This window comes from Acinetobacter sp. 1294243, assembly GCF_000588015.1.
Lineage (GTDB): Bacteria > Pseudomonadota > Gammaproteobacteria > Pseudomonadales > Moraxellaceae > Acinetobacter > Acinetobacter pittii.
This window is the reverse complement of the sequence record NZ_JFXG01000013.1, coordinates 53,746-72,562: the sequence shown is the minus strand read 5'-3', so window position 1 is coordinate 72,562 and position 18,817 is coordinate 53,746. Positions and strand designations below refer to the sequence as shown.

Below are 18,817 nucleotides of genomic sequence, written 5' to 3'. Positions count from 1 at the left end.
TAAAACATGTTAGTCTTTAAATCGCTTGACGGAGCGCGAGTAATAGCTCGCTGAGATTGTGTAAATTCCGTGTTATCGCAACACAAGTTTGATCACAAGTACCGTTGAACCTGATCAGGTTAAGACCTGCGTAGGAATCAAGCCATCTGAAAACTTACAGCCTTAAATTTATCTAGCAAAGATAAATCCGCCATCGTTTTTGGTCGTGCTTGATTCGTTGATGTTATTCATAAGGATCATGTGATGAACCAGTTAACGAATCTTTCTTCTGCTGAAATTTCAGCACAACATGAACAAGATGCAAAAGATTTAACTCGCATCTTACCCGCTTCTAAAAAAGTTTATATTGAAGGCTCTCGCCCTGACATTCAGGTTCCAATGCGGGAAATTTCTTTAACCGACACGCCTACCGGTCTTGGCGGTGAACATAATCCTCCTGTTATGGTATATGACACTTCAGGTGTTTATACCGACCCAAATGTTCAAATCGATTTAGACAAAGGTTTACCTTCAGTTCGCCAAAACTGGATTGAAGAACGTAACGATACTGACGTACTTTCTGGCTTGACCTCAAAATTTGGTCAGGAACGTTTAAAAGACATTCGTACCGCTGATATTCGTTTTGCCCATATTCAAAATCCACGCCGTGCTAAAGCAGGCAAAAATGTCACTCAAATGCACTATGCCAAGCAAGGTATCATCACACCTGAAATGGAATATATTGCAATTCGTGAAAATCAACGCCAGCGTGAAGGTGTTGATATGCGTCAACATGCTGGTCAGAATTTTGGTGCAAAAAACTTAAAAGAAATTACACCTGAATTTGTTCGCCAAGAAGTTGCTGAAGGTCGTGCGATCATTCCTGCCAACATTAACCACCCAGAACTTGAGCCAATGATTATTGGTCGTAATTTCTTGGTTAAAATTAATGCCAATATTGGTAACTCAGCGCTTGGCTCTTCAATTGACGAAGAGGTTGCGAAAATGACTTGGGCAACCCGTTGGGGTGCCGACACCATTATGGACTTGTCTACAGGTAAAAATATCCATGAAACACGTGAATGGATTATCCGTAACTCACCTGTTCCAATCGGCACCGTGCCAATCTATCAAGCACTTGAAAAAGTTGATGGTGTTGCAGAGGACCTGACTTGGGAAATCTTCAAAGACACACTAATTGAACAAGCTGAACAAGGTGTTGACTACTTCACTATTCACGCAGGTGTATTACTTCGCTATGTACCACTTACAGCAAACCGTTTAACAGGTATTGTATCTCGTGGTGGTTCGATCATGGCGCAGTGGTGTCTAGCGCATCATGAAGAAAACTTTTTGTACACACATTTCGATGAAATCTGTGAAATCATGAAAGCTTATGACGTTTCATTTAGCTTAGGTGATGGTTTACGTCCGGGTTGTATTCAAGATGCAAATGATGAAGCACAGTTCAGCGAACTTAAAACATTAGGTGAACTGACTCACCGTGCATGGGAACATGATGTTCAAGTCATGATTGAAGGCCCTGGTCACGTACCAATGCACATGATTAAAGAAAACATGGACCTTCAGCTAGAAGTGTGTAAAGAAGCACCATTCTATACACTTGGGCCTTTAACGACCGATATTGCTCCAGGTTATGACCACATTACCTCTGCAATTGGTGCAGCCATGATTGGTTGGTACGGCACAGCAATGCTTTGCTATGTCACACCGAAAGAGCATTTGGGTCTACCAAACAAAAAAGATGTTAAAGACGGAATTATTACCTACAAGCTTGCAGCACATGCTGCCGATCTTGCGAAAGGACATCCAGGTGCACAGGTACGTGATAATGCCTTATCAAAAGCTCGTTTTGAATTCCGTTGGGATGATCAGTTCAACCTAAGTCTAGACCCTGATACAGCACGTAGTATGCACGATGAAACCTTACCAAAAGAAGCTCATAAATCTGCACACTTCTGCTCAATGTGTGGTCCAAAATTCTGTTCAATGAAAATCACTCAGAATGTACGTGACTATGCCAACAACCTCACCAATAACGATTCAGAGGTTGAAGAAGGCCTCAAAGCGATGAAAGAGGTTTATCAGGAACAAGGTCAAAAACTGTATCATAAAGTGTAAATATTCAAAAAAAACACTTGCCTAGCCCTGATTCTCGGTTAGGATGAAATAAATAGATTTCGTCCTGACCGAATCATGAGTATTGTTGAACGTCCAAGTTATACATCTGAAGATGTCGAAGTAACATCACGTGAATCTCTATTCCGTGGTTTTATTCAAGTTGAAAAAGTCAGCCTTCGACATCGTCTATTTAATCAATCTGAATATACTCATGTATTGCAGCGTGAACTCGTTCATCGGCCTGAAGCAGCTGGTGTACTACTCTACAACGATCAAAAACAACAGTTTGCACTGATTGAACAGTTCCGTGTTGGGGCTTTAGATGACTCTCAATCCCCATGGCAGCTGGAAATAATTGCAGGCGTGTTAGATGGTGATGAATCACCAGAAAGTTGCATTCGACGCGAAAGCCTTGAAGAATCAGGTTGCGAAGTTCAAGATTTAGAGCATCTATTTAGCTTTTACCCGTCAGCTGGTGCTTGCTCAGAGTTATTCCATCTCTATGTTGCTGAAACTGCATTACCCGCTGAAGGGGGTGTATTTGGCGTAGATGATGAGGGGGAAAATATTCAACTGCACTTATTTAATTATTGTGAAATCCAGACTCTACTCGACAGCGGACGTTTAAGAAATGCTCCTGTCATTATGGCATTACAATGGCTGGCCCAACACAGCAAAACGATAATAAACCCGAAGAGGTAGGACGGTGACTTTTCAAGTCTCAACACTTTCACAAAAAGACCATGTCATTATACAAATTACCGATACCCACCTATTGGAGTATCCGCATTTAGAATTTGTGGGTATGAATCCTGAAGAAAGCTTTCATGCCATTATTCAACAGATACTTAATAAACATCCTGAAATTGATGCAATTATCCATACTGGGGACCTAGCTCAGGCACCAACGCCTATTACCTACAACCGTTATATTCAATATATGCAAACCTTGGGGCTGCCCTTTTTTCAGACCTTAGGTAATCATGACAATATTGATCATTTCCCATTGCACAAAGAGAATCATCAGGAACCTGTAGTTATTTGCTTAGGGAACTGGCGAGTTATTTTATTAAATAGTGCGGTAAAAGGTCATATTGATGGACATCTATCAGCAGAACAGCTAGACAGCTTAACGAATTTACTTGAAGAGTATGCAGATAACCCGATTTTGCTGGCTTGTCATCACCATCCTTTTGCCATGAAGTCAAAATGGATTGATCATCACAAGTTACAAAATTCTAATGCCTTGCTTACTACCTTGGCTCCATTTAAAAATGTAAAAGCTTTAGTCTGCGGGCATGTTCATCAGGACTCAATAAACACTTGGCAAGGGATCGAATTTTTCTCGACTCCATCAACAAGTGTGCAGTTTAAACCGTTTAGTAATGATTTTGCTTTAGATCAAAATGCTCCCGGCTACCGTTACATTCGTCTAAAAAACGATGGTAGTTTTGAAACCGAAGTCTTCCGTCTTGAAAATTTTCAAGGCCATATAAACACTGATATTTCAGGCTATTAGCCCTATTTCTTATATGCTTATATATAATTATGACTGGGGTAAACACGTTTTGAAAATATTTACGGGTCGGAATGACTATCATCTTGCAGGAAAAATCTATATGATGACGACCCGATGGGAAAATCCCATCGATGGTTTTCTATAAAAACACTTGCATATCACCATATTTTTTGCGTATAGATAATACGTGTATGATGAGGAATGCCCTATTATGGCGAATGACAACCACAACCAAGTTTTGGATGAACATACAGAAGTTGTAGTGGAAGGTGACAAAGCTTCTGCAAAACGTGCACGTAAAGTGAAACCTAAAACTTCTGACATAGGCACAACTGCAAGTTTATTTGGTATTGCACCTTATCAACCTAAGAAAAATGAAGAGTACATGTCTGAAGGACAGCTCGAGCATTTCCGACAAATTCTGCAAGCATGGAAAGCTGAATTAATGTCTGAAGTTGATCGTACTTTAAATACGATGCAAGACGAATCAACTGCACTGCCAGATGTAAACGACCGTGCTACCCAAGAAGAAGAATTTGCAATTGAATTACGTACACGTGACCGTGAACGTAAGTTAATTCGTAAAATCGAACAATCTATGGAAGCTATTAAGAATGAAGACTACGGTTTCTGTGAAACGTGTGGTATTGAAATCGGCTTACGTCGTTTAGAAGCGCGTCCAACTGCAACGTTATGTATTGACTGCAAAACTTTGGCAGAAATTAAAGAGAAGCAAAATAACGGTTAATATGACCGCTGTAGCTACTCAAGAAAAGCCTAGCTTTTCATACTCAGGTCGGTTTGCGCCATCGCCAACCGGCCCTTTGCATTTTGGATCACTCATTACTGCTGTTGCCAGCTATTGCGATGCAAAAGCCCATCAAGGCAAATGGCTAGTTCGTGTCGAAGATACAGATATTCCTCGTATTTATCCCGGCAGTGAAGAGCATATTCTCACATCACTTGAAGCCTTCCAGTTCGAACCCGATACAGAGATCATCTTTCAAAAAAATCGTTTAGACATTTATGAAAGCGTATTAGACCAACTCAAAAGAGAAGGTCTTATCTATGCATGTCAATGTACGCGCAAAATGCTTGGTTCAAATGCAATCTATGCAGGTACTTGCCGCGATCTCAATCTTGATTTTCAAGGTCAAGCGATTCGGGTAAAAGTTCAAGATCAGCAGATCTGTTTTGATGACCGATTACAAGGACGTCATTGCTCCAATCTACAACATGATCTTGGAGATTTTGTTCTTAAGCGCCGTGATGGAATTATTAACTATCAACTTGCGGTCGTTGTGGATGATTATCTACAAGGTATTACCCATGTCGTTCGAGGCGCGGACTTATTAGATAACACCGAACGTCAGATTTGGTTAGGTCAGCTTCTAGGTTATCCTCAACTAAGCTATATGCACCTTCCCCTTGCAATGAATGGCCAAGGGCAAAAGCTCTCTAAACAAAATCTAGCCCAAGCACTCGATTTATCAAAAGCGCCTGAATTACTTCAAAAAGCAATACTGGCCTTGGGACAACCCAACGTTGATTTAGATCAACCTAGATTGATGCTCAAACAGGCTGTAGCACAATGGAATGTTGATTTGATTCCTCATGGACAAGAGCTCAGCGGAACATATCTATAAATAATAAAAAAGCCCGATATCAAATCAGGCTTTTTAAACTTCTAAATACTCAATTAGAAGTTTGACTCTTCTCGTTCTGGGTTGACTTCTTGTGTTGATGCATCAATCTTTAAGATTAAGCTAATCATCGCCGCACACATCATTAAAGACGTACCACCATAACTAATGAATGGCAAAGTCAAACCTTTCGTCGGCATTAAACCCATATTCATGCCCGCATTTACCAAAATCTGGAGCAAGAAAATAATACTAATACCGTAAGCTAAATAGCCTGCACGAAGGTAATGATGTTTCAAAGCACGGTGACCAATTTTGATACAACATGCCAGCATCAAGAAAGAAAAGCCAATAACAATAGAAATACCCACGAAACCAAATTCTTCACCTAGCACTGCCAACATAAAGTCAGTATGCGCTTCAGGTAAATAAGATAGTTTTTGTACACTGTGACCTAAGCCTGTACCAAACCATTCACCACGACCAAAAGCCATTAGTGCATTTGATAACTGATAACCTACACCTAATGGATCTGCCCATGGGTCAGTAAACGAGATCAAACGCTGGAAACGGTATGGTTCAAATAAGATCAAAAACACGATACCCGTGACAATCGCGCCAAGCATGATTAAGAACTGAGTTGGCGGCGCACCCGCTAAAAAGAACACCCCAACCATCATCATGACAATAACGACAGTTGCTCCCAAGTCAGGCTCAGCAATAATTAAACCAACCGTGATTGCCATAACCCCACTTAAACGCAATAAGCCTTTCCAATGAGTACGAACTTCTTTGGCACGGCGTACAACGTAGTCTGCGGTAAAGATTGCCATCATGACTTTGGCAACCTCGGTTGGCTGCAAGGTAAAACCACCGATCTTAATCCAACGTGTAGAACCGTTGACTTCCGAACCCACCACCAAAGCAGCAAGCAACAGAACCATAGTTAATAACCACAGCGGGAAGGTATTTTTAAACCACGTATTTAGTGATATTCGATAGGTCAAATAAGCCACCACACCCGCAGCGACAATCGAAATACCATGACGAATCACATAGTGAAACGGGTTTTCATGCATATATTCAGCATAGGGCATCGAAGCAGATGCAACCATCACGGAACCGATACACAATAATGCAACGACACAGAAAATCAGGACATTACGTGGCGTCACTTCCGCTGGCCATTTAGGCAATATCCGTTCATACCAATGATTGATTTTCTGGATTGTGGTCTGAGCTAACCCTGCCATACTACATTCCTAATCATGTTTTCTTTAAACCAACGAATTGACGCAGGCAACAAACTGCTGACCACGGTCATTATAACTTTTAAACATATCAAAACTTGCACATGCTGGTGATAACAACACCACATCTTCGGCCTGAGTTTCACGTTGAGACAGCTCTACAGCTTCTTTAAGCGTTGCTGCATGTAAAATTTTGGTTGCACCTTGAATTGCTTGTTCAATAACCGGAGCATCCTCACCAATCAATACCACAACTTTGGCATATTTTTCGATAGAAGAACGTAATGGGCCAAAATCCTGACCTTTACCTTGCCCACCTAAAATCAAGGCAACCTTACCTTTTTTCACTTCAATGGCAGCGCCTAAACCATCAATCGCTGCAAGCGTAGCGCCAACGTTAGTGCCTTTAGAGTCATTGTAATAACGTACATCATGCACAGTCTTTACATATTCACAGCGATGCTCTAAGCCTTTAAATTGTTTTAAGGTTTCAAGCATAGATTCCATAGGCAGGCCTATTGCCTCACCTAATGCGAGACAAGCTAAAGCATTTGCTACATTATGCATGCCTTGAATATATAAATCTGAGCTTTTAATTAAACGCTGTAAACCACGCGCAAGCCAAAGCATGCCATCACCATCTCTTAAAACACCATATTGATTTAAATCTGGTGCATTTAAACCAAAGCTTTGCATTGGCGTGGTATCTGGAACAAGAGGACGACTTAAAGCATCATCACGGTTAAATACTACTTTTTTAACGCCTTGGAAAATACGGTGTTTTGCTTGATGGTAACCCAACATATTGCCGTGACGATCTAAGTGGTCTTCACTCATATTGAGAACCACAGCAACTTCAGCATTTAAGTGAGACGTGGTTTCTAGCTGAAAACTTGATAGCTCAAGTACAATTAACTCAGGTTGATCTTTTAATAAATCTAGAGCTGGGCGTCCAAGATTGCCACCTACAGCAACTTTCTTACCCGCATCTTTAGCCATTAAGCCAATTAAAGTCGTTACTGTACTTTTCGCATTAGAGCCAGTAATAGCCACAATAGGCACATCGGTTGCACGGCGTAATAATTGAATATCCCCTACCACAGAAATACCCTTAGCAATAGCTGCCTGAATTTCCGGTAATTGAGGTGCAAGGCCTGGACTTAAAATAATTTCTTCTGCTTGTAATAATAATTCTTGATCAAGTTGACCGAAACTTGTCTTTACTCCTGCCGGAATCTGATCATACCCTGGTGGCGTGGGACGAGAGTCTGTTACTGCAACTTGGTAGCCTTGTTCATGCAAGAAATTTACAGCAGAAACGCCTGATATTCCCAAGCCTGCTACAACTTTTAACCCACCACGTTGTATTAACATTTTTGCCCCACAATTTATCAATCGACAGAATGGCAAAAATGTTAGCACTTTGCTGTTTTGAATGCTTTTTCAGTTTGAACTTTATTCATCTTTTTTTGTGTCATTGCGTAAAAAAGCCATCAATATGATGGCTTTTTAAACGAAACAAGAAATACTGAATCTACTGCCATTTAATCGGCTTAATTTCTTGAACTGTATTCGTAGGTTTATCTTCGCTTGAACAACCACAACCGCCAGCACAACCAAAGGTCATTTTCGGTTTAAGCCACTTTGCCAAAGTTGCCCAACCCTGCTTTTCGCAAAATGCAGAGAGTGAAGAAAAGACTAAATTTGCTGTTTTCGGAAATACTTTCTTAAAAACAACTACAGCACTCCAAATCACTAAAACCGCAATAATCAGATATTGAACCATATACAACCTCCTTTATTGCCTTAGCCCCAATAGTGGGAAGCAATTTGATAGGTAACAAACGATGCAAAATAAGCTAAACCAAACAGATATGCAGTCATAGCTGCAACATGTTTCCATGAACCTGTTTCACGGCGTACCGTTGCCAATGTTGCCAAACAATGTGGAGCATAAATGAACCACACTAAAAGCGATAAACCTGTTGCCAAAGACCAACCTGTTCCATCTGCACTAATCAGATGTGACAAACCTTGTGCCACAGCATCATCATCTGTTGCAGACAGGGCATAAACTGTACCTAATGCCGCAACTACCACTTCACGAGCTGCCATAGCTGGAATTAAAGCAATACAGATTTGCCAGTTAAAACCAATTGGAGCAAATAAAGGTTGTATAAGATGCCCAAGCATACCTGCAAAACTATAATCTATGGCAGGTAATGTCGCCCCTTCTGGTGGCTGCGGAAAAGTACACAAGAACCAAAGCAAAATAGAGAGCGCAAAAATGATTCCACCGACGCGTTTCAAGAAGATCTTTGCACGATCCAATAAACCGATTCCCACACTTTTTAAATCAGGGAAACGATAACTTGGTAGCTCTAGCAGTAAAGCATGTTGAGACTTATCTTTTTGAAAGAATTTCATTAAAAATGAAACACAAAGCGCACTCACAATACCAGCCATATACAGACCGAAAAGCACCAAACCTTGTAGATTGAAAATACCCCAGACCATTTTCTCTGGAATGAAGGCAGCAATCAGCAAGGCATAGACAGGTAAACGTGCCGAACAAGTCATTAAAGGCGCAACCATAATGGTCGTAAAACGATCACGAGGGTCACTAATACTACGCGTTGCCATAATTCCCGGTACTGCACAAGCAAAGCTCGAAAGTAAAGGAATAAAGGCACGGCCACTTAAACCAGCTTGGAACATTAATTTATCAAGCAAGAATGCTGCACGCGGTAAATAGCCTGATTCTTCGAGTACTAAAATAAAGAAGAACAAGATCAAAATTTGTGGCAAGAACACAACTACGCCACCCGCGCCTGCAATAATTCCGTCAACAACCAAACTATGCAGTAGTGGTTGGGTAATCACAGTTCCCACTACCTCCCCAAGCCAGCCGAAGAAGCCTTCAATACCATCCATGAATGGAGCTGCCCATGCAAACACTGCTTGGAACACAATAAACATCATGATGGCAAGGCTAAGTAGGCCTAAAACCGGATGTAAGAAAATTCGATCTAGAAAATCAGTACGCTTATCTCCCTGATCAACATAATGAACCACATCTTTAAAAATCATATCGATTTTTTGATGATGAGTTCCAGTTAAACCACTCAGTTCAGTTTGTGGCACACTGTATTTTTCTTGATCAAGGGCATGTAATAGATTTTCAATACCCGCATTACGAACAGCCACTGTTTCAACAACGGGTACGCCCAAACGTTGAGACAACTTTTGAGTATTAATTTGGATGCCACGACGACGCGCTTCATCCATCATATTCAGTACAAGTAAAATCGGACGACCTAACTCGATCATTTCGAGCACTAGCCCTAAATGCAATTTTAAGTTAGTGGCATCAACCACACATAAAAAGGCATCTTGCTGCCCTTCTTCTGCAATTTTACCCAAGCAAACATCACGGGTAATTACTTCATCAGGACTGGTTGCATTAAGGCTATATGTACCCGGCAAATCAAGTACACGCACAGCTCGACCTGAAGGCAACTGAAAATGACCAACCTTACGCTCGACCGTTACGCCTGCATAGTTTGCAACTTTTTGTCGAGTTCCGGTTAAATGGTTAAAAAGAGAGGTTTTACCACAGTTAGGGTTTCCCACAAGGGCAATACGTAACGCATCACTCATGCGGGTACTCCTTCTTCTACTTGAATTTCAATTTTTTCCGCTTCTGCTTTACGTAAAGCGAAACGAGTAAAGCCTATTTGGATCAAGATCGGATCACCACCAAAAACACCTTTGGTAATCACTTCCACTCGTGTGCCCGGTACAAAGCCCAGACTTTCCAAACGAATTGCGACCAAATCTTGCTGCTCGGACTCTACTTCTATCCGATTCACTTTGGTGATGGTCGCCGCTTGCTTCACTTTTAAAGCTGATAAACGCACCGCATCCGATCCTAAACCTTTTTTAATAGTATACATATAAATGAGAATAATTACCAAATAAGGTTAAATTTCACTTCTTATTCAGTTTAATCGACAAACCTTAAAGTTTCTTTTAAAGTACAAAGGTTTAGAGGATGTAGTGTATGTTGAATAAAAAACCGCGTATTCCAAGCCCTGTTCAAATTCCTGAACATTTGAGCTTTTTACAAGGTTTTCGTGACTATCTCGTTGCTCAGACGGTAAGTCCACATACACGTAATGCTTATTTATCTGACCTTATTCAATGCAGCGAACTTCATAAAAAATCACTTCTTCCAGAGTGGACAAGTGATAATATCGCTGATGTTTTGATTGAGTTGACTAAAGTTGGAAAAAGCCCGCGCTCGATTGCCCGCTGCTTATCTGCCCTACGTCAGTTTTACAAATTTTTACGTGAACAGAAATTACGAAGCGATAATCCTGTAGCAACCCATCATTCTCCAAAAATTGGCAGAGCCTTACCCAAAGATTTATCAGAGGAAGATGTCGAAGCACTGATTCAGGCTCCAGACATTAATACAGCACTTGGTTTACGTGATCGGGCCATGTTTGAAGTCCTTTACGCATGTGGTTTACGTGTTTCAGAACTGCTGAACTTACGCCTAGAGCTTATTAACTTAAAACAAGGTTATTTAAGAATTACCGGTAAAGGTAATAAAGAGCGTTTGGTCCCGCTAGGGCAATTTGCTTGTGAATGGGTAGAACGCTACTTACAGGATGCTCGACCTCAACTTTATAAAAGTTCAACCGACTACCTCTTTTTAACTCAGCATGGCGGGATTATGAGCCGTCAGAACTTCTGGTATGCCATTAAGCGTTACGCGCTTCAAGCCAATATTCAAGCTGAACTCTCACCTCACACCTTACGTCACGCCTTTGCAACACACCTGCTTAATCACGGCGCCGATTTACGCGTAGTGCAAATGTTACTGGGCCATAGTGACCTATCAACTACTCAAATTTATACACATGTAGCACAAGTAAGAATGCAACAATTGCATGAAAAACATCATCCTAGAGGTTAAAAAATTTAAAACTTATTATTTTAAATACACCCAACAATCAATTGATTTCGTTCACAAAGGTTAAGAAAGTTTTAACAATACACACTAGATTTTTTGTTATGCTTAGCAGCTTCTGACTATAAATACTGATGAAATAAGGGTTATCTATGTCTTTTACCCGATCTCAACTTTTTCTTGCCTGTGCGTTGGCCTCTAGCCTGTTATTCAGTGCTTGTTCTAAAGAAAACAAACCACAAAAAGAAGATGCGCTCACTGCGACCGCACCTGCTACTGGGGAAGCTTCAACCATCATTGAACGCAATGCTAAACAGCGTTTAATTGAAACTTTGCAAAAACAATTTAAGAATGCAAACATCAACGCCAAAATTCTAGATATCAAGCCTACTGAAGTGCCTAACTTATATTGGGTAAATCTCGAAGGAATGACGTCGATTTATACAACCAGTGATGGCAAATACCTGATTCAAGGTGATGTCATTCGTTTAGGCGGTAAAGAACTGCATAATATTGGCGATAATCTTCAAGCTTCAGAAAACAAGAAGCATCTTGCTGCTTTAAAAAATGAAGATTTGATTGTCTACCCAGCTAAAGGTGGTAAGGCTAAACATGTGATTTATGTGTTTACCGATGCAAGCTGTCCTTATTGCCATAAATTACATGAGCATTTACCTGAAATTAATGAAAAAGGTATTGAGGTACGCTATATCGCTTGGCCACGCGGTGAACAGTTTATGCCGACTATGGAGGCTGTATGGTGTAGTGCAGACCGTAAAGCTGCATTTAATCAAGCAGTACAAGGTATTAATATCCCACCTGCTCAATGCAAAAGCCCTGTTCGAGAACAATATCAACTTGGCTTAAACATGGGTGTAAATGGAACACCAGCTATTTACAATGTTGATGGCGAGTACTTAGGTGGATACCTAACACCGGATGAATTAATTAAACGTCTGGATAAATAACATCCTTTAAGCTGGTGAATGATTAATCATCTATCTCTTTTAAAAAGCGCTGCTCTGATTGCAGCGCTTTGTTTTTTCAATAATTAATATTTAAACAACCTCTGTTTAAAGACTGATCTACTCTTCTTTTCCAAACATCGCACTCTAATTCATTGAACAAGCACTAAAAGCGCTAGAGTCTGGCGTTTTTTTTAGCTATGATCTAGCTTCAACTAAATGATTAAATGATGAATGGAGTGTGACGTGAAACCAGTTCGCCTGGCAATACTCGGTCTAGGAACCGTAGGTGGAGGAGCCCTTAAACTACTACAAGAAAATGCCGCTGAAATTAAACGTCGCACCGGTCGAGAAATTCAAATTACCCACGTTGGAACACGCCGCCCTCGTCCAGATCTTGAATTGGAAGGGATTAAACAAAGCGCCGATTTACTTGACATCGTTCGTCAACCAGACGTTGATGTAGTTGTAGAAGTTATGGGTGGGATCCACCCTGCTTACGAAGTTATCATGGAAGCGATCAAACACGGCAAACAAGTCGTGACTGCAAACAAAGCGTTACTCGCTGAACATGGCAATGAATTATTTAAAGCAGCAGAAGACAATGCTGTGCAAATTGCTTATGAAGCAGCAGTTGCTGGCGGTATTCCAATTATTAAAGTGATCCGTGAAGGTCTTGCTGCAAACCATATCGAATGGTTGGCAGGTATTATTAATGGTACAGGTAACTTTATTCTGACTGAAATGCGTGAGAAAGGTCGTGCATTTGATGATGTATTAAAAGAAGCTCAAGAACTCGGTTATGCAGAAGCAGACCCAACTTTTGACGTTGAAGGTATCGATGCTGCGCATAAACTTACCATTTTAGCGTCTTGTGCGTTTGGTATTCCTCTTCAATTTGATAAGGTTTATACCGAAGGTATCAGCAAAATCACTGCACAAGATGTGAAATATGCAGAAGATCTTGGTTTCCGCATTAAACATCTCGGTATTGCACGTCGTGCTGAAAAAGGTATTGAGTTACGTGTTCACCCAACACTCATTCCAGATGAACAGCTGATTGCGAATGTAAACGGCGTTAAAAATGCTGTTTTAGTTCAGGCAAATGCCGTAGGTCCAACACTCTATTACGGCGCGGGTGCAGGCGCAGGTCCTACAGCTTCTGCGGTTGTTGCTGATGTTATTGATATTGTCCGTGACATCTCTTATACCGAAGACGGTGCAGGCACAATTCCTCAGTTGGCTTTTGAAGCATTAACCAATGTGCCAATTTTAAGCCGTGAAGAAATGACCACAGGTTATTACATCCGCTTAAATGCAGAAGACCAAACTGGCGTACTTGCAGATGTAACTACCATCTTAAGTCGCGCTGGAATTAGTATTGATGCGATCATGCAACAATCTCGTTTAAAAGACCTTATTCCAATCGTGATTCTGACCGATCCAATCGTTGAATCAAAAATGGATGATGCTCTTGCACAAATTCAAGCATTACCTGCAATTCGTGGCGAAATCGTAAGAATTCGTTTAGAATCGCTCGATAGTTAATCAGGTTGAGGGAAAGATTCCCTCTCCCGCTTCACCTCTAATTGGAACACCATCATGTCTAATGCCAATCGTTATACTGGTCTTGTAGATCGTTATCGTGACCGTTTGCCAGTTTCGGCAACTACTCGTGCTATCTCTCTGGGTGAAGGCAACACCCCACTCATTAAACTTGAGAATATTCCACGTATTATTGGCAAAGATGTTGAAATTTATGTGAAATACGAGGGCTTAAACCCAACTGGTTCATTTAAAGACCGTGGTATGACCATGGCTGTAACCAAAGCGGTTGAAGAAGGCTCTAAAGCGATTATCTGTGCATCTACTGGTAACACTTCTGCTGCTGCTGCTGCCTATGCTGCACGTGCAGGTATCAAAGCATTTGTTTTGATTCCAGAAGGCAAAATTGCGATGGGTAAAATGGCACAAGCGATGATGTATGGTGCGATCACTATGCAAATTCGTGGTAACTTTGATGATGGTATGCGTCTTGTAAAAGAAGTCGCTGATCAAGCGCCTGTAACGATTGTAAACTCAATCAACCCTTACCGTTTGCAAGGTCAAAAGACTATTGCTTATGAAATCGTTGAAGCTTTAGGCCGTGCACCTGATTACCACTGCTTACCTGTAGGTAACGCAGGTAACATCACAGCTCACTGGATGGGCTATACAGAAGCTGTAGCAAACCAGCCTGCTGATCAGTTTGAACAAGTGATTTATGATGCTGCTACTGATCAATTCACTGGTCCAAAACCAGAAGGTTTACCAACTATGGTAGGTTACCAAGCTTCTGGCGCAGCTCCATTCTTACGTGGCGCTCCAGTTGAAAGCCCTGAAACTGTTGCAACTGCAATCCGTATTGGTAATCCACAGAGCTGGAACCATGCAAAAGCTGTAGTACGTGACTCTAAAGGCTGGTTTGATGAACTTCAAGACAGCGAAATTTTAGAAGCTCAACGCTTACTTTCTATGTATGAAGGTGTATTTGTTGAGCCAGCGTCTGCTGCTTCTATCGGCGGTGCGATTCGTGATATTAAAGCGGGTAAAATTGCTGAAGGTTCTGTAATTGTATGTACAGTAACTGGTAATGGCTTGAAAGATCCTGACACTGCAATCAAACAATGTGCTGATGCAGTTATGTTGTCAATTGATGCAACAATGGACCAAGTAAAAGATTCGATTTTATCTAATATGTAAGATCTGATTTTTCAAAAACGGCTGTCTTAAACAGCCGTTTTTTTTATGTCTTTTTTTATAGCTATAAAAAAACGCTTCTTGATAGAAGCGTTTTTAGAATATTGAATTTAAATACGTTTTGGTAAATTACTTAACCAACCCAATAAGTTAGTTGCATCATTATTACGTGCCTGTGTACTTGGTTCACCCAGTAATACAATGACTGCCGGACGTGAGTTTACAGTCGTGTGCATTACAACACAGCGACCTGCTTCATTAATATATCCAGTTTTAGACAAGTTAATATTCCAACCACCATTACGCACTAGAGCATTGGTATTATTAGATTTCAACACGCGATAACCCAAGTTAAAATCATAAGTCGGTGTGGTTGAGAATTGACGAATCAAGCCATATTGAGAAGCTGTACTTACCAAAATTCCTAAGTCACGTGCTGAAGACACATTACGCGGATCTAAACCAGTTGACTCATAATAGTGAGTCGAATTCATACCCAAAGCACGAGCTTTAGCATTCATTGCAGCTACGAATGCAGGGCGACCACCTGGATAAGTACGTGCTAAGGCAGCCGCTGCAGGGTTCTCAGATTTCATTAAAGCAAACAAAAGAACTTCTGCACGGTTCATCTTGTCGCCAACACGTAAGGTAGAGCTAGAATTTTTCCCACCAGCACCAGCAAAGTCAATTTGCTCGAGTGTAATTTCTTCAGACATGTTTAAACGGGCATCCGCCGTTACAACCGCTGTCATCACTTTTGTAATAGATGCAATTGGTACAGAAGCGTTGGTATTTTTACTGTAGAGCACTTCACCAGTTTGCGCGTCCATCACAAGTGCAGCTCGAGCACTTACACTCGGCTGGGCATTGTAACCAGACGTATCACGGATTGGAGCAACTCTAGGTGTAGAGCTAATAACTTTTGGCGCATTACTGCCACGCAAAGTTGTAGTTACAGATGTTGAACCTTGCGGAGTTGGTTCATCATCTTCATCATTTAAAAGTTGACTAGCATCCGCTGCTGACCAATTTAAGCTTGCAGTACCACTATTCCCTGAGGACGGGTTATTGACGAGTTCTGCAAAGCTTGTTGAACTCAAACTAAGCAAAATAGACATGCTTAGCACATGCATTAAAGACTTTTTAGAATTTTTCACGGCACAATACTCGACTCAGGGTGATACACATTTGCGCTTACTATAATTATGCCTTACATTTGAGGGATAAGGTATAACGCTTTTACCGACACAATTGTGCACAACTATTCGCTCACTATATAAGAATAGGATTGCTAATTTTGTCATTCCATTGCAAGCTAATTTTGCTTTATGTAACAAAAAACTTGTTTTTTGAAAGAAAGGAGGTCTTCTTGATTACAGTTTTAGTTGTGGATGACCATGAACTTGTACGTACAGGTATCTGCCGTATGTTAGAAGATCATGCCGATGTAGAGGTCATTGGACAAGCCGAATCGGGTGAAGAAGCAATTGCTATTGTTCGTCAGAAACATCCTCAAGTTGTTCTACTTGATGTCAACATGCCTGGCATCGGTGGCGTAGAAACACCCCGCCGTTTACTACAAACCGCACCAGATACAAAAGTGATTGCAGTCAGTGGCTTAGCAGAAGAACCTTACCCTTCTCTTTTGCTTAAAGCAGGAGCTAAAGGTTACATCACCAAAGGTGCTCCAATTACCGAAATGGTTCGGGCGATTAATAAAGTGATGCAAGGTGGCAAATACTTTAGTGCCGATATTGCGGAGCAATTAGCAAGTTCTTATTTATCCGATACACAGCAATCACCTTTTGATTCTCTCTCTGAACGAGAAATGCAAGTTGCAATGATGGTTGTAAATTGTATTAGCGCTCAAGAAATTGCAGACAAACTTTTTGTAAGTGTCAAAACAGTGAATACTTACCGCTACCGTATTTTTGAAAAGCTAGCCATTGATAGTGATGTTAAGCTAACTCATCTCGCGATTCGTTACGGTCTGATCAAACCTTAATCAGACTTACATGCAATTTCCCGTAAACTCATCCTTGTCCCATACGATATTTCGTTTGGGCACGTGGTATGGTTTATATCGCCTTATTATTGCGGTTAGCCTGAATATTATTTTGGTTTTAACCGATGCTCAAATCGACAATAGTCTACAACAACCCACTTTATATTCTTACACACTACTCGGCTATTCGCTCTTAAGCCTTCTTCAACTTTTATGTTTTAAGTTTATTTCAACTCAGGCAACAAGGCAGCTCATTTTATTTTTTGTAGTTGATATTATCTGTCTGAGTTTACTTACATTTTCTGTAGGTGAACCAAATCTTCAACTCAGCTTGCTCTATGTGATTGCCATATTTACTTCGGCCATTTTACTTAGCGCAAGAATGTCTTTGCTCATAACATTACTTGCAGTCATTGCGGTTATTTATCAACGCTTCGTTGGCAGTTTATTTGACTACAATAATTTAAATACGATTGGTAATAGCGCCTTATTGGCCTTCTTGTTTTTTGTAGTACATGGAATCGGACAAATTGCGGTCCAGCGCTTTAAATTACTTGAAGCACTAACTTTCCATCAATCAATAGAACTCTATCAACTACAAAATATTAACCGTTATATCTTGGAACAAATTGAAGAGGGCTATTTAGTTCTAGATGAAAACTATGACATTGTTTTAAGTAACCCAGCCGCCTGCTCTCTTTTAGGAATTCCACCTCAATTTGCCAGTGAAAAATATTCTTTAGCAAAATGGCATGCTGACTTATTTGAAATTCTTAAGTTTGATAACCTAAAAGAAGGTGATCGATTTATTTTTGAGTCCCGACTGTCGGCTTATTCTATTAATATTAAAGTGCAACATCTTTTGGTGCCACAGCAAACATTAACACTACTCATCTTACAAGATGCGCAGCAGATTAATCAGCAAGCTCAACAACTCAAACTTGCCGCTTTAGGACAACTCTCAGCAAGTATTGCCCATGAGATCCGTAATCCTCTTGCGGCCATTGTTCAAGCAAATGAATTACTCAAAGATAGTAATGCGGAACAGCAAAACACTTTGCGCAATATGATTGGTAAGCAAACGAAACGCATTGATAGTATTGTTCAAGACACCTTAGGACTTGCCCGCAGTGAAAGAACGCACCCAATCCAGATCGAATTAAACGACTTCATAAAAACGTTATTAGATGAAGATTTATCTGATGTTAAACATACGATCCAGCTTAAAAGTTCTGATTTATCCTTAAAGCTATTGTTTGATGAAAAGCAACTCAGACAAGTCCTCATTAACCTTGTTAGGAATGCTCTACGCCACAATGCACCCGACTCTCCCTATGTTCTGATCAATATCCATTCACAAACAAATAAAATTTATATTGATGTGATCGATTACGGTGAAGGTGTTTCAAAACGTGATATATCTCAATTATTTAAACCATTTTTTAGTACCGAAATTAATGGAACTGGTTTAGGATTATATTTGTCTCATAGTTTTTGTGAGGCAAACCATGCAAAGCTCACTTATGTAGAGCAAAAACAAGGGGCATGCTTCAGAATAGAATGCCCAATAATATATTGATTTTTTATTAGGTTTTTG

Annotated in this window: 17 protein-coding genes and 1 riboswitch; of the genes, 11 read left to right on the top strand and 6 right to left on the bottom strand. The window is 40.6% G+C overall.

The window, feature by feature from the left end; all coding sequences use genetic code 11:
- The first annotated feature begins 19 nt into the window (after positions 1-19).
- Positions 20-154: riboswitch (TPP riboswitch) on the top strand.
- 89 nt (positions 155-243) lie between these two features.
- From thiC to gluQRS, 5 genes are all read left to right on the top strand, one after another.
- The gene (gene thiC / locus J655_RS19005; RefSeq protein WP_002121180.1) at positions 244-2,121 is read left to right on the top strand and encodes a phosphomethylpyrimidine synthase ThiC; all 1,878 of its coding nucleotides are present in this window, start codon (positions 244-246) and stop codon (positions 2,119-2,121) included.
- A gap of 75 nt (positions 2,122-2,196) precedes the next feature.
- Positions 2,197-2,823 carry an NUDIX domain-containing protein gene (locus J655_RS19000; RefSeq protein ID WP_005804081.1) on the top strand — a complete coding sequence of 209 codons (627 nt, stop codon included), beginning with the start codon at positions 2,197-2,199 and terminating at the stop codon, positions 2,821-2,823.
- A gap of 4 nt (positions 2,824-2,827) precedes the next feature.
- Entirely contained in the window at positions 2,828-3,640 is an 813-nt protein-coding gene (gene cpdA / locus J655_RS18995) for a 3',5'-cyclic-AMP phosphodiesterase (RefSeq protein ID WP_005804080.1), read from the top strand.
- A gap of 211 nt (positions 3,641-3,851) precedes the next feature.
- Positions 3,852-4,388 carry an RNA polymerase-binding protein DksA gene (gene dksA, locus J655_RS18990; RefSeq protein WP_002121205.1) on the top strand — a complete coding sequence of 179 codons (537 nt, stop codon included), beginning with the start codon at positions 3,852-3,854 and terminating at the stop codon, positions 4,386-4,388.
- A 1-nt stretch (position 4,389) separates the two neighbouring features.
- A complete protein-coding gene (gene gluQRS / locus J655_RS18985; protein ID WP_005804078.1) occupies positions 4,390-5,286 on the top strand; it encodes a tRNA glutamyl-Q(34) synthetase GluQRS in 897 nt (298 codons plus the stop codon).
- A gap of 53 nt (positions 5,287-5,339) precedes the next feature.
- On the opposite strand, the gene ftsW is transcribed toward gluQRS, so the two are convergent.
- The 5 genes from ftsW to J655_RS18960 form a co-directional block, all read right to left on the bottom strand.
- Positions 5,340-6,536, bottom strand: a complete 1,197-nt coding sequence (gene ftsW / locus J655_RS18980) for a putative lipid II flippase FtsW (RefSeq protein ID WP_032006839.1) — start codon at positions 6,534-6,536, stop codon at positions 5,340-5,342.
- A 24-nt stretch (positions 6,537-6,560) separates the two neighbouring features.
- On the bottom strand, positions 6,561-7,907 hold the full coding sequence (murD, locus tag J655_RS18975; protein ID WP_005804075.1) for a UDP-N-acetylmuramoyl-L-alanine--D-glutamate ligase: 1,347 nt from the start codon (positions 7,905-7,907) through the stop codon (positions 6,561-6,563).
- Positions 7,908-8,067: 160 nt separating this feature from the next.
- A complete protein-coding gene (locus J655_RS18970; protein WP_005804073.1) occupies positions 8,068-8,319 on the bottom strand; it encodes a DUF6587 family protein in 252 nt (83 codons plus the stop codon).
- A 20-nt stretch (positions 8,320-8,339) separates the two neighbouring features.
- Positions 8,340-10,193 (bottom strand): ferrous iron transporter B, encoded by a 1,854-nt coding sequence (gene feoB / locus J655_RS18965; RefSeq protein ID WP_005804071.1) that lies wholly within the window; start codon positions 10,191-10,193, stop codon positions 8,340-8,342.
- Positions 10,190-10,453 (bottom strand): FeoA family protein, encoded by a 264-nt coding sequence (locus J655_RS18960; RefSeq protein ID WP_001991212.1) that lies wholly within the window; start codon positions 10,451-10,453, stop codon positions 10,190-10,192. The genes feoB and J655_RS18960 overlap by 4 nt, the downstream gene beginning before the upstream one ends.
- A gap of 143 nt (positions 10,454-10,596) precedes the next feature.
- On the opposite strand from J655_RS18960, the gene xerD reads away from it, so the two are divergent.
- The 4 genes from xerD (at position 10,597) to thrC (ending at position 15,218) form a co-directional block, all read left to right on the top strand.
- On the top strand, positions 10,597-11,517 hold the full coding sequence (gene xerD, locus J655_RS18955; protein WP_005804064.1) for a site-specific tyrosine recombinase XerD: 921 nt from the start codon (positions 10,597-10,599) through the stop codon (positions 11,515-11,517).
- A gap of 146 nt (positions 11,518-11,663) precedes the next feature.
- A complete protein-coding gene (locus tag J655_RS18950; protein ID WP_005804062.1) occupies positions 11,664-12,479 on the top strand; it encodes a DsbC family protein in 816 nt (271 codons plus the stop codon).
- A 243-nt stretch (positions 12,480-12,722) separates the two neighbouring features.
- The gene (locus J655_RS18945) at positions 12,723-14,024 is read left to right on the top strand and encodes a homoserine dehydrogenase (protein ID WP_002121263.1); all 1,302 of its coding nucleotides are present in this window, start codon (positions 12,723-12,725) and stop codon (positions 14,022-14,024) included.
- A gap of 54 nt (positions 14,025-14,078) precedes the next feature.
- Positions 14,079-15,218 carry a threonine synthase gene (thrC, locus tag J655_RS18940; RefSeq protein WP_002048893.1) on the top strand — a complete coding sequence of 380 codons (1,140 nt, stop codon included), beginning with the start codon at positions 14,079-14,081 and terminating at the stop codon, positions 15,216-15,218.
- Positions 15,219-15,325: 107 nt separating this feature from the next.
- Here the strand turns inward: thrC and pbpG are convergent, their stop codons facing one another.
- Positions 15,326-16,372, bottom strand: coding sequence for a D-alanyl-D-alanine endopeptidase PBP7/8 (gene pbpG / locus J655_RS18935; protein WP_005804058.1), 1,047 nt, complete (start codon positions 16,370-16,372; stop codon positions 15,326-15,328).
- 212 nt (positions 16,373-16,584) lie between these two features.
- On the opposite strand from pbpG, the gene J655_RS18930 reads away from it, so the two are divergent.
- Together J655_RS18930 and J655_RS18925 are read left to right on the top strand one after the other, a co-directional pair.
- On the top strand, positions 16,585-17,220 hold the full coding sequence (locus J655_RS18930) for a response regulator (protein ID WP_032052768.1): 636 nt from the start codon (positions 16,585-16,587) through the stop codon (positions 17,218-17,220).
- A gap of 10 nt (positions 17,221-17,230) precedes the next feature.
- A complete protein-coding gene (locus J655_RS18925) occupies positions 17,231-18,799 on the top strand; it encodes a sensor histidine kinase (protein WP_005804055.1) in 1,569 nt (522 codons plus the stop codon).
- Positions 18,800-18,817: the final 18 nt, after the last annotated feature.

What these genes read in the sequence shown, in the direction of transcription:
- J655_RS18970 (WP_005804073.1), bottom strand. Translation starts at nt 8,319, where the DNA reads ATGGTTCAATATCTGATTATTGCGGTTTTAGTGATTTGGAGTGCTGTA.
- thiC (WP_002121180.1), top strand. Translation starts at nt 244, where the DNA reads ATGAACCAGTTAACGAATCTTTCTTCTGCTGAAATTTCAGCACAACAT.
- ftsW (WP_032006839.1), bottom strand. Translation starts at nt 6,536, where the DNA reads ATGGCAGGGTTAGCTCAGACCACAATCCAGAAAATCAATCATTGGTAT.
- thrC (WP_002048893.1), top strand. Translation starts at nt 14,079, where the DNA reads ATGTCTAATGCCAATCGTTATACTGGTCTTGTAGATCGTTATCGTGAC.
- feoB (WP_005804071.1), bottom strand. Translation starts at nt 10,193, where the DNA reads ATGAGTGATGCGTTACGTATTGCCCTTGTGGGAAACCCTAACTGTGGT.
- murD (WP_005804075.1), bottom strand. Translation starts at nt 7,907, where the DNA reads ATGTTAATACAACGTGGTGGGTTAAAAGTTGTAGCAGGCTTGGGAATA.
- gluQRS (WP_005804078.1), top strand. Translation starts at nt 4,390, where the DNA reads ATGACCGCTGTAGCTACTCAAGAAAAGCCTAGCTTTTCATACTCAGGT.
- J655_RS19000 (WP_005804081.1), top strand. Translation starts at nt 2,197, where the DNA reads ATGAGTATTGTTGAACGTCCAAGTTATACATCTGAAGATGTCGAAGTA.
- dksA (WP_002121205.1), top strand. Translation starts at nt 3,852, where the DNA reads ATGGCGAATGACAACCACAACCAAGTTTTGGATGAACATACAGAAGTT.
- J655_RS18925 (WP_005804055.1), top strand. Translation starts at nt 17,231, where the DNA reads ATGCAATTTCCCGTAAACTCATCCTTGTCCCATACGATATTTCGTTTG.
- xerD (WP_005804064.1), top strand. Translation starts at nt 10,597, where the DNA reads ATGTTGAATAAAAAACCGCGTATTCCAAGCCCTGTTCAAATTCCTGAA.
- J655_RS18950 (WP_005804062.1), top strand. Translation starts at nt 11,664, where the DNA reads ATGTCTTTTACCCGATCTCAACTTTTTCTTGCCTGTGCGTTGGCCTCT.